This window comes from Bacteroidota bacterium (assembly GCA_030706565.1).
Classification (GTDB): Bacteria; Bacteroidota; Bacteroidia; order Bacteroidales; family JAUZOH01; genus JAUZOH01.
The window spans coordinates 1-11,223 of sequence record JAUZOH010000106.1 but is presented as its reverse complement, the minus strand read 5'-3'; the positions used below and the strand labels follow the sequence as shown (position 1 = coordinate 11,223).

The following is an 11,223-nucleotide window of genomic DNA, read 5'->3' as shown; positions in this document are numbered from 1 at the left end:
TTCCTGGTGGCAGGATGACGATTTGCTCTGGGATAATCTTATGGCTAAAACCCAGAATAAACCTTTATTGGTACAGGAAACCAATTTGATGAGATACACTGATTTGAGAGGGAATGGCCGTCGAAGTGAACAGGATTATGCAAAAATACTGGAACGTAAAATTTGTATTGGTTTTGCTGCGGAAGGAGCGGGGGTAATTCCCTGGGTTTGGGATGCCAACACAGCTTTAAATGAAAATGAGTCAAGCATTGGGTTAAATCGTTGCGATGGAACTGCTTCTCCGGAAAAAGCTATGTACAAGAAGTTTGCAAAATTTGTGAATAGAAATGCCAAGTATTTTACAATTGCCAAAGAGCCTGAAATCTTATTGGTAATTCCTTTTTCATTACAATTTTCAAATTATCAGTCGCTTGCATTAACGGCAACGAAAAATGCTGTTAGAGCAATGCATTATTATGCCAGGTTTAAATTTAATGTCGCCAGCGAATACCATTTAGACCGGGTTACAGTTATTCCTAAGCTTGTTGTTTTACCTTCTGTACAGGCGTTAACCGATACTGCCTGGAATAAAATATGCGAATGGGTATCCGGGGGAACTACTTTATTAATAACCGGTCCTATTGATAGGGACCCTCATTTCGAATCTGTAAAAAGATTAGCAGAACTGGGAGTTGAGACGAGGACAGAACCGGTATTACAATTGAATTCATTTTTAACCATAGGAAATGAAAGATATCAGTTGAATTATTATAATACTTCAGCCATGCAGAGTATCGATCAAATGGTTTGGAAAGAAGATCATGGTAAAATTAAAGAGGTAACTTTGGGTAAAGGGAAAATATTAATTTCAGAGTACCCTGTGGAATTAAATACGAATCTTAATACAATTGCAGAATTATACAAATATGCGGCAAAGAAAGGAAATATTACTTCTGAGTTTGTCACAGATTGTTCTAATCCTGGAATTTTGATCAGGCCCATTGATTATGAGAAAGCACGGATGTATTTGCTTGAATCGGAAACGGACACAGACGAGGTGTTTACAATTAGAGATAAATTTGTAAATAAGGATTATTCTGTCAAATTGGAGGCAGGCCGGGCAAAGCTTTTATTAATTTCTAAAGAGGATGGGAAAATAATAGACCAATATTAACTATTGATCTATTGTCGAAAAAATAAAAATATTGTCATATTTAAACTTTGGTCACACCCCCTGAAACAATAAATTTCATGGCTTCTGCAGCAGGGATGTCAAGTGGCTTAACATCGTCTTTGGGAACAATGAATAATTCTCCTGAAACAGCATAGCAATGAGGGAAATATACGGCTACCTTATCCTCAATATTCAGATCGGATAAGTCCTCTTTGGTCATAAAGCCTATTTTTTCGAGGTTGGATATTTTGTTGACTTTCACCAGTACCGGCTGGTTAAATTTTTTCTCTTTCCCTACAAAGGCTGAAAGCAGGTCCTTGATAGAACTGTATATCGCCTGAATGAATGGGGCTTTACCTATTGTTCTTTCAATTACAAATCGTATGGGCCGTCCAATAATCGTCTGGCCGATAAATCCCAGCAAAGTAACAAAAACAATAATGATTAAAATTCCTAACCCGGGAATTTTGAACGGAAGTATTCCGTCAAAAAATTCAAAGATGAGAAATAGTATATAAACGGTAATACATAAAGGGGCGACAAAAATAAATCCCTGAATAAAAAAACTAATTAACTTCCTCATTTTAAAATAAATACATTTGTGCAAATTCTGTTATAGAGTACAAAAGTAAATAGAAAAATCACTCCTTATAACCCGGAAAAAACTTTTAATAAAATCAATGAATTAAAACTTTGGTTTGCAGTGTGAAGTAAACAAATTCATCATTAATTTTTTCAAAACTATATTCAAGTTTTGAAGAGGAAGCTTTGGCTATTTCATAAAGTCCCAGACTTGCACCTCCCTGCTTGGTAAATTGTCCGTTATCAATGATCTGCCTGTAAAATTTCTCAAAATGGGTCTTATCCAATGAATTGATAAAGTCGATTTTTTGTTGAAGGGGAAAATAATCCTCTGTAATCACTGGATTACACGCAGTGATTGTAAACTCATCCTTATGAAAATATAGGGTAAAACGAGGGATATAAAGGTGGGTGAGACTTTTTATTTTATTTATGGAGTCACTATATCTGTATATATTTTCAAGGATTTCTATGGTAAGTGTTAAAAGCTTTTTATAAACGTTCACTTTAAATTTCCCCTGCTCCAGTATTTCTTTTTTCAGTTTAGCCAATAATCCTTCAATTGCTTCTGGCGTTATATTACCTTTAAAGCATAGAATGATATCGCTTGTCTCCATTTTAGTTCTCTCATAGTTTAGATCTTAAAATTAAAGAAATTATTTTAGAAATTTTTTAATAAAGTATTATAAAATTCATAAGCCAAACTATTTTCTGATTCTAGGTCCAGGCAGAAAGGATGAATTTTACTGATTTTCCAGGTATCCTTCATCTTTGGCCAGATCCGGTTTCATGGCTGCTGCTACAGCAAGCCTGTCGCATTTCTCGTTTTCTACATTGTTGGCATGTCCTTTTACCCAAATAAATTTAACCTGATGTTTCCGGTATAAAACCAGGAATTTTTTCCACAAATCCGGATTCTTTTTATTTTTGAAATTGACTTTTTCCCAACCGAACACCCATTTTTTTTCAACAGCTTCTGCAACATATTTAGAATCGGTGAACAGAGTGACGGAGCAGTTTTCTTTTTTCAATGCTTCCAGGGCAGCTATTACCCCCATCAACTCCATACGGTTATTGGTTGTATGTTGATAACCTTGAGAAAGTTCCTTTCTGAATTTCCCTGAAATCAATACTGCCCCGTATCCGCCAGGTCCGGGATTTCCTCTTGACGATCCGTCGGTATAAATGGTTACTTCTGCAGGCATTTAAATATTATTTCTACCTAACGGATTAAATTCATTTCGTCAACAAGATATTTTGCACCTGCAAATTTATCAATGATAAACAAGACATAACGGATGTCTACACAAATGCATTTTTGAAGGGAGGTTTCATAGACGATATCCCCGCTCATAGCTTCCCAATTTCCGTCGAATGCAAGTCCCACCAGTTCGCCATTGCTGTTTAAAACCGGACTTCCTGAATTTCCACCGGTAATGTCATTATTTGTTGTGAAATCAACCCGCATGACTCCGTTTTGTCCATATTCTCCATAATCCTTGTTTTTATACAGCTCCTTTAATTTCTTAGGAACGATAAAATCCTGACTGGTGGAATCTTCTTTTTCCATTACCCCCTCCAGGGTGGTATAATAGTCGTAATGAACGGCATCGCGGGGATAATAATCGCCTACACTTCCGTATGTAAGGCGCATAGTGAAGTTGGCATCCGGATATAAAGGTTTATCTTTTTCCATTTCGCTAATCCCTTTAATATAAAGCCTTTGCGCTTTGGATAAACTGTCTCGGAATGATTTGGAAAACATATAACACTCATAATATTTTTGATAAATGGAAAGAGCTATTCTCATAACAGGATCTTTCTCAATCTCTTTGACATTGGGTTTGTTCAGGAAGGCACTTATCTTGGTTTTATCAACAAACATAGACTTCTTGAATAGGTTTTCTGTGAATTTCCCGAAATTTTTCTTGTATTTTTTTTCTATTAAGGTAAAAAAGTCGGGCCTGAAAGTGGGTGAAATATTATCGTAAAAAACTTTCAGCATGGCCGCGGTTACTTTCTTATCCGTAGAAGCATTATAATTTTTAAAGAAGTTATCTGCTGATTCCCGGGTATCACTAATCATTTTTGAAATTTTCTGACTGCTGTCCTTTTCATTTTTCAGGGTGGCATATAAATCAAAGAAATTGAAGGAGAAGCCTATGGCTTCGGCCGAAGTCAGTAAGGATTCTTCCAGATATTGCATGACATTTTTGTAATCTTTATTCTGAATCACTGCATCCTCAATCATTTTCAGGGTTCGTCCATATTCTTTAGTCCGGCCGGGATTCTGGGCAACCCATTGTTCAAACTGATGTTCAAATGCCTGCTTGGTCCGGATTACATCAAGGTTGTTGATCCCTCTGTCCTGCCCGATGGAGTATTTCCAATAATTGCTTGATTGTTGATATTTCGAAGCATATTGGATGCGGATTTGCGGATTTGCATTCATATCATCCATCAGGATCTGTTGACGCAACCCTCTTATTTTTATTCTGTTGGGATTTTCATTTTCAAGTAGATCTTTGACTTCAAAAGAGGTCATATAGCGGTTGGTGCTACCCGGATAGCCCATGATCATGGTGAAATCATTTTTTTCAACTCCCTTAAGGGAAATGGGGAAAACATGTTTAGGGGTTAGCGGAACATTGTTTTTGGAGTATGGGGCCGGGCTGCCATCGGGGGCACAGTAAACACGGAATACACTAAAATCGCCTGTATGCCGGGGCCAGGTCCAGTTATCTGCATCTTTACCAAAGTTTCCAATAGAGGATGGAGGTGCTCCTACAAAACGAACATCCAGAAATTTCTCATATACTACCAGGTAAAAATTATTTCCTCCAAAAAAATCATCTACCTCGGCAGAATAATGTGTCCCTTTAACAGCATTATTTTGTATTTCTTCACTAACCTTTTTAATGATTTCTTTTCTATCCGATTCATCCAGACCAGGCTTGAGCGCTGCATTTATTTTATTGGTGACCTCTTCAATTTTAACCAGGAAAGTAACGGTCAAATCAGGAGTAGGCATTTCTTCGGCTTTTGTTTTGGCCCAAAAACCGTTGGTGAGATAATCGTGATCAACAGAACTGTGGCTCTGTACAGATTCAAAACCGCAATGATGATTGGTCAATAAAAGACCCTGTTGGGAAACAATTTCACCGGTACATCCGCTTCCAAAAATAACCACTGCATCTTTCAGGCTCGAGTGATTGACACTATAAATGTCCTCGGCATTAAGCCTGAGGCCCATCTCTTTCATTTTATTCATGTTCAGCTGCTGAATCAAGGGCAGCAGCCACATTCCTTCATCGGCTATTCCAGGGCGAAACGTAAGTAGTATAATTGCAAGCAGAGAGAAAAATTTTTTCATGTTATGTCTGAATTGTAAAATTTTGTTTCAAAATAAGGATATACTAGTTGTAGCTATTTGTCTCATTAATCATTTATTCCCGGAGAAAATTATTTTTTCCCCTATCACTGTGATGAACATTTTCAAAGATAGAAGAAAAATTTAATATAAAATTCACAATTTATTATATAATTAACCGGGGAAAAATATACTAATGTTAAAACCGACGATTCGCAAAAATATTGTAAAGGATAGCATTTTCCAAGTATGGCGAATGTTACAAAAATCGCGTTGTTGGACTGATGTGCTTATAATCAATAAGTTATAATAGATTCAACGTTAATTACAACAGTATTTGGATATTAACAAGAAATCGGAAAAAAAGCGTAATTTTGCACCATGGAAAAAGAAATACAAAAAATTGATATTCGCAATCTTTCCGCCGGTCAGATTGTTGATTTTATTTTGTCGATCGGAGAAAAGGAGTACAGGGCCAGGCAGATTAATGCATGGCTTTGGGAAAAATCGGCTTCTTCTTTTGATGAGATGTCCAATCTTTCTGTTGATTTGAGGAAAAAACTGGAAGAACATTTTGTAATTCGTGCTGTGAAAATAGCAGAAATACAAACGAGTGACGATAATACCCTGAAAATTGCTTTTGAGCTGTTTGACGGATTAATTACAGAAGGTGTTTTAATACCGGCTGATTCAAGGATTACTGCTTGTATCTCGTCGCAGGTGGGATGTGCCTTAGGTTGCCATTTTTGTGCTACCGGACAGATGAAACTCAAAAGGGATTTGCGGCACGACGAGATATATGATCAGGTCGCACTTTTACGCAGGTTGGCTTTCGAAAAATTTGGACAACCCCTTTCAAATATTGTGATGATGGGAATGGGGGAACCCTTACTGAATTATGAAAATGTAAAAAAAGCTATTTATTATATCACCACTGAAGATGGCCTGGGCATTTCCCCAAAACGGATTACGCTTTCTACTTCCGGTATCACCTCTGGAATAAAACAACTGGCAAATGATAATGTTAAATTTAATCTGGCAGTATCTTTACATGTGGCCAATCAACTTAAAAGGAACAGCATTATGCCGGTTTCCAAGGCCAATCCTTTAAGAGAACTTACAGATGCCTTAAAATATTTTTATCAAAAAACAGGGGCCCGCATCACTTTTGAATATTTGTTGCTGAAGGATTTTAACGATACCCTGAATGATGCAAAAGAGCTGGCTGCATTTTGCCGGAATATACCTTGCAAGGTCAATTTAATAGAATACAATCCGGTTGAGGGTAGTGGTTTCGAACGTTCTCCTGAAGCAAATGTGAGGATGTTTACGGCCTACCTGGAAAGCCGGAATCTGGTAGTAAATATTCGTCAAAGCCGTGGGAAAGATATAAATGCAGCCTGTGGGCAGCTGGCAGCCAGATTGCAATGCAAAATGATGATTGAATAAATAATCTTAGCTGTTGGTTAAGGTGAAGGAAACAGAATTATTCTGTTTGTTGAAAGTGACAATCTCGTATAAAAGGCCATAGTTAAGGGTTTTATTCTATTTCAATTAGTGATTGGAGCATAAATAGTAGTTCATTTTATAAGTGCTTCGTTAAAAGGGCCTTTCTTCGGCTTTTTTTTATATTGAAAAAAGTTTACTTTTGCCCAAACTTTATTTGATTAATTATGACCTCAAAAAAAGAAGAACAGTTGCTTTTTAAAGAATTCCCCCCTGTTTCTACCTCAGAATGGGAAGCGGCCATTGAAAAAGATTTAAAGGGCGCTGATTATGAAAAGAAACTGGTATGGAATTCTCCCGAAGGATTTAAAGTTAAACCATATTACCGGGAAGAAGATTTACACGATCTTAAATTTCTGCAAAAACAACCCGGTACTTTCCCTTATGTGAGAGGGAATAAAATCAAAAACCAGTGGAACATCTGTCAGGAAGTTCAAGTTACTGATTTTAAAGATGCCAATCTGAAAGCTTTGCAACTCATAAGCAAAGGAGTTACCGCAATAACATTTAACTTCAATCAGGATGGCAAAGCGATAGACAAAATTGATCAACTTCAGCAACTTCTCCAGGGTATCAATACCCAAAACATCCAACTCAATTTCAGACTTCCCGGAAATCCCACCCCATTCCTGAATCTTCTTAAAGAAACCAGGCATTTATCCAAACACCTGAATGGTTTTATTGAATTCGATCCCTTGGGGAAATTAACCCAGACCGGGGGATTTTATGATTCGGAAGATGAAGACCATGCAAATATCTTGGCCGCAATGGAACATTCTGCCAAGATGTCTGAAGATCTGAAGGTTTTAACCGTACATGGGAATATTTTTGCCAATGCGGGTGCATCAATTGTCGAAGAATTGGCTTTCTCGCTGGCCATGGGTAGCGAGTACATCAATTTTCTTACCGGAAAAGGCATGAAGCCAGAAAAGCTTGTTCCGAGAATAGCATTCAAATTTAACATTGGAACCAGCTATTTTATGGAAATTGCCAAGTTAAGGGCTGCCCGGCTTTTATGGTCAACCATAGTTAAGGCCTATAAATGCCCCGCTGATTTGGCTCAAATGCATGTTCATGGCGTAACCAGCAGGTTAAATCAGACTTTATTTGACCCGTATGTAAATATGCTAAGAAGCACAACTGAAGCCATGTCTGCTGTTATAGGCGGTGTGGATTCATTGACAGTTCTGCTTTTCGACGGGGCTTTTAAGAAGCCTTCGGAATTTTCAGAACATATTGCCCGCAATACCCAGATTATACTAAAGGAAGAATCTCATTTTGACAAGATTACTGATCCTGCAGCCGGTTCCTATTATATAGAAAACCTTACGGCAAATATTGCAGAAATGGCCTGGGACCTTTTTAAAGAGGTTGAAAGTAAAGGCGGATATTTCGCTGCATTTAAAGCCGGTTTTATTCAGGATAAGATTGAAGCAACAGCACAAAAGCGGACTACACTTGTAAACCAACGCCGGGAAGTGTTGGTGGGTACAAACCAATATCCCAATATAAAAGAAATTTCCTCCAACGATACGGATGAAACAGTTTATAATATTTTCCCTTCTTCAAAAGGGGATGTCGTCAGGCCGTTAAAACCCTTACGTCTTGCTGCAGAATTTGAAGCCTTGCGTCTGAAAACCGAAAAGTTCAGTGGTAAGAAGCCTGTGGTATTTTTATTGACCATTGGCAATCCTGTGATGCGGAAAGCCCGCGCTGGTTTTTCGTTAAATTATTTTGCCTGTGCAGGTTTCAAGGTTATAGACAATCCCGGATTTGCAACTGTTGACGACGGTGTGAAAGCTGCCCTTGATGCCCAGGCTGATATAACCGTTATCTGCAGTTCTGATGACGAATACGCCACAGTGGCCCCGGCCGTTTTCGAAAAGCTTAACGGCAAATCAATTGTAACTGTTGCCGGTTATCCTGCCAACAGTATTGAACAGCTTAAAGGCATTGGAATCACTCATTTTGTTCATATCAAAACCAATGCACTGGAGGTTCTCAGGGAATATCAAAAAGAACTGGGTATATTATAGATCGGCAGGTACTATCCGCCACAATAAAGTTTGCAATAAAAAAATATAAAATGCGACCAGATTTCAATCATATAAATTTCAAAGAGGAAAACGGGAAATCAAATCTTTCCGGAAAAGAATGGGAGAAGAAAAATCATGTTAAAAAAGATTTTATCTCTCCTGAGCAAATTCCTTTAAAACCGGTTTATACTGAAGATGATTTAATAGGGATGGAGCATTTGAATTATGCTGCAGGCCTTGCTCCTTTTTTAAGGGGGCCTTACAGCACAATGTATGTAATGCGTCCATGGACTATCCGTCAATATGCAGGGTTCTCAACTGCAGAAGAATCAAATGCCTTTTATCGCCGTAATTTGGCAGCCGGACAAAAAGGATTGTCCGTAGCTTTTGATTTGGCAACGCACAGAGGATACGACTCAGATCATCCGCGCGTAGTTGGCGATGTTGGTAAGGCTGGTGTGGCCATTGATTCTATTCTGGATATGAAAATTTTGTTCGACCAGATACCCCTCGACAAAATGTCTGTATCAATGACCATGAATGGTGCTGTGCTTCCTGTATTGGCTTTTTACGTAGTTGCCGCCCTGGAACAGGGTGCCACACTCGATCAGCTTAGCGGGACCATACAGAATGATATCCTTAAGGAATTCATGGTGAGGAATACCTATATTTACCCGCCGGCCATGTCTATGAAAATTATAGCCGATATTTTTGAATTCACTTCCAAGAATATGCCCAAGTTCAATTCCATCAGTATTTCCGGTTATCACATGCAGGAAGCCGGTGCAACAGCTGATATTGAGCTTGCCTATACCCTTGCCGACGGACTTGAATATTTACGTACCGGGATTAATGCCGGAATGGATATAGATACTTTTGCTCCACGGTTATCCTTCTTCTGGGGGATAGGGATGAATCATTTCATGGAAATTGCAAAGATGAGGGCTGCCCGTATGCTCTGGGCTAAAATTGTAAGACAGTTTAATCCCAAGAACCCTAAGTCCATGTCATTGCGTACCCATTCGCAGACATCAGGATGGAGCCTCACCGAGCAGGATCCATATAATAATGTCACCCGTACCTGCATTGAAGCAATGGCTGCTTCAATGGGGCATACCCAATCCCTTCATACCAATGCCTTGGATGAAGCCATTGCATTGCCTACTGATTTCTCTGCCCGTATTGCCCGCAATACCCAAATATATCTTCAGGAAGAAACCAATATCTGCCGTTCCATTGATCCCTGGGCCGGTTCTTATTATGTTGAATATCTGACCAATGAAATTGCCCATAAAGCCTGGGAACACATACAGGAAATTGAAAAATTAGGCGGTATGGCTAAGGCTATTGAAACGGGAGTGCCGAAGATGAGAATTGAAGAAGCATCTGCCCGTAAGCAGGCCAGAATTGATTCAGGCAAGGACGTGATTGTAGGAGTTAATAAATATAAATTGGAAAAGGAAGCTCCCATTGATATTCTTGAAATTGATAATACTGCCGTTCGCGAAGCTCAGATCAACCGTTTGAAAAAACTGAGAGCTGAAAGAAATGGGGCTGAAGTACAGGCTGCTCTTGATGCCATTACAGAAGCATGCCGGAGCGGTAAAGGCAATTTACTTGAATTATCAATAGATGCAGCTAAAAAAAGAGCTTCTTTGGGAGAAATTTCCGAAGCCATTGAAAAAGTAGCAGGGAGGTATAAAGCAGTGATACGTTCAATATCTGGAGTTTATTTATCCGAATCAAAAGACGATGCTTCTTTTAAAGAGGCACGTGAAATGGCTGCCCGTTTTGCAAAACTTGCCGGACGTCAGCCCCGTATTATGATCGCAAAAATGGGACAGGACGGACACGACCGTGGCGCTAAAGTTGTTGCTACCGGTTATGCCGATATGGGTTTCGATGTGGATATGGGACCCTTGTTCCAGACTCCAGCTGAAGCAGCTAAACAGGCTGTCGAAAATGATGTTCATGTACTTGGCGTTTCAAGTCTTGCTGCCGGTCATAAAACATTGATTCCTCAGGTAATTGAAGAATTAAAGAAACTTGGCCGTGAGGATATCATGGTTATTGCCGGTGGGGTTATCCCTGTCCAGGATTATGATTTCCTTTATAAAGCCGGAGTGGTTGGGATTTTTGGCCCCGGGACTCCTGTCTCTGTTGCTGCCAAGAAAATTCTTGAGGTATTGCTCGAAAGTATTTCTGAATAAAACATTTTTATAATATTTTTAAGCTATCTTTTGCTGATTGTTGCAGGAGATAGCTTTTTATTTTATAAAGAGGAAGGCAGTTTTGATTGAATGTCATATCTGGCAAATAAAATACGGCAATATAAAGACAGCGAATTTTTCAGGAATATAATTACCTTATTTTCCGGGAATGTTGTTGCCCAGATAATTCCTTTACTTGCTTATCCTGTATTGACTCGTCTTTATCAACCTTCCGATTTTGGGACCTTGGCCCTTTTTACCAGTATTGTTGGAATTTTATCCGTCATGGCTACCGGTCGTTACGAACTTTCGGTTATTCTGCCGAAAAGAGATGAAGATGCTGCCGGACTGCTGGTTCTTTCATTG

At 38.9% G+C, this 11,223-nt stretch carries 9 protein-coding genes; 5 read left to right on the top strand and 4 right to left on the bottom strand.

Features of this window, described 5'->3' with window-relative positions; genetic code table 11:
* The coding region (locus Q8907_07440; GenBank protein MDP4274095.1) for a hypothetical protein at window positions 1-1,153 on the top strand (1,153 nt) is incomplete at its 5' end.
* Window positions 1,154-1,193: 40 nt separating this feature from the next.
* Here Q8907_07440 and Q8907_07435 read toward each other — a convergent pair.
* The 4 genes from Q8907_07435 to Q8907_07420 all read right to left on the bottom strand — a co-directional run bounded on the left by Q8907_07435 (window position 1,194) and on the right by Q8907_07420 (window position 5,108).
* Complete coding sequence (locus Q8907_07435) at window positions 1,194-1,736, bottom strand: DUF502 domain-containing protein (protein MDP4274094.1); 543 nt, start codon at window positions 1,734-1,736, stop codon at window positions 1,194-1,196.
* A gap of 94 nt (window positions 1,737-1,830) precedes the next feature.
* On the bottom strand, window positions 1,831-2,352 hold the full coding sequence (locus Q8907_07430; GenBank protein ID MDP4274093.1) for a SiaB family protein kinase: 522 nt from the start codon (window positions 2,350-2,352) through the stop codon (window positions 1,831-1,833).
* Between the two features lie 126 nt (window positions 2,353-2,478).
* Window positions 2,479-2,940 carry a ribonuclease HI gene (rnhA, locus tag Q8907_07425; protein MDP4274092.1) on the bottom strand — a complete coding sequence of 154 codons (462 nt, stop codon included), beginning with the start codon at window positions 2,938-2,940 and terminating at the stop codon, window positions 2,479-2,481.
* Between the two features lie 17 nt (window positions 2,941-2,957).
* Entirely contained in the window at window positions 2,958-5,108 is a 2,151-nt protein-coding gene (locus Q8907_07420) for a S46 family peptidase (protein ID MDP4274091.1), read from the bottom strand.
* 378 nt (window positions 5,109-5,486) lie between these two features.
* Between Q8907_07420 and rlmN the strand changes: the two genes are divergently transcribed.
* The 4 genes from rlmN to Q8907_07400 all read left to right on the top strand — a co-directional run.
* Window positions 5,487-6,554: a 23S rRNA (adenine(2503)-C(2))-methyltransferase RlmN gene (rlmN, locus tag Q8907_07415; GenBank protein MDP4274090.1), complete on the top strand. Its 1,068-nt coding sequence runs from the start codon at window positions 5,487-5,489 to the stop codon at window positions 6,552-6,554.
* Between the two features lie 224 nt (window positions 6,555-6,778).
* Entirely contained in the window at window positions 6,779-8,647 is a 1,869-nt protein-coding gene (locus Q8907_07410; protein MDP4274089.1) for a methylmalonyl-CoA mutase family protein, read from the top strand.
* Between the two features lie 50 nt (window positions 8,648-8,697).
* Window positions 8,698-10,857, top strand: a complete 2,160-nt coding sequence (gene scpA / locus Q8907_07405) for a methylmalonyl-CoA mutase (GenBank protein ID MDP4274088.1) — start codon at window positions 8,698-8,700, stop codon at window positions 10,855-10,857.
* A gap of 90 nt (window positions 10,858-10,947) precedes the next feature.
* Window positions 10,948-11,223 (top strand): hypothetical protein (locus Q8907_07400; GenBank protein ID MDP4274087.1); only part of this gene is annotated, 276 nt, incomplete at its 3' end.

Bases quoted from the DNA above. Each gene is read 5' to 3' on its own strand.
- Q8907_07435 (MDP4274094.1), bottom strand. From the start codon at position 1,736: ATGAGGAAGTTAATTAGTTTTTTTATTCAGGGATTTATTTTTGTCGCC.
- Q8907_07430 (MDP4274093.1), bottom strand. From the start codon at position 2,352: ATGGAGACAAGCGATATCATTCTATGCTTTAAAGGTAATATAACGCCA.
- rnhA (MDP4274092.1), bottom strand. From the start codon at position 2,940: ATGCCTGCAGAAGTAACCATTTATACCGACGGATCGTCAAGAGGAAAT.
- Q8907_07420 (MDP4274091.1), bottom strand. From the start codon at position 5,108: ATGAAAAAATTTTTCTCTCTGCTTGCAATTATACTACTTACGTTTCGC.
- rlmN (MDP4274090.1), top strand. From the start codon at position 5,487: ATGGAAAAAGAAATACAAAAAATTGATATTCGCAATCTTTCCGCCGGT.
- Q8907_07410 (MDP4274089.1), top strand. From the start codon at position 6,779: ATGACCTCAAAAAAAGAAGAACAGTTGCTTTTTAAAGAATTCCCCCCT.
- scpA (MDP4274088.1), top strand. From the start codon at position 8,698: ATGCGACCAGATTTCAATCATATAAATTTCAAAGAGGAAAACGGGAAA.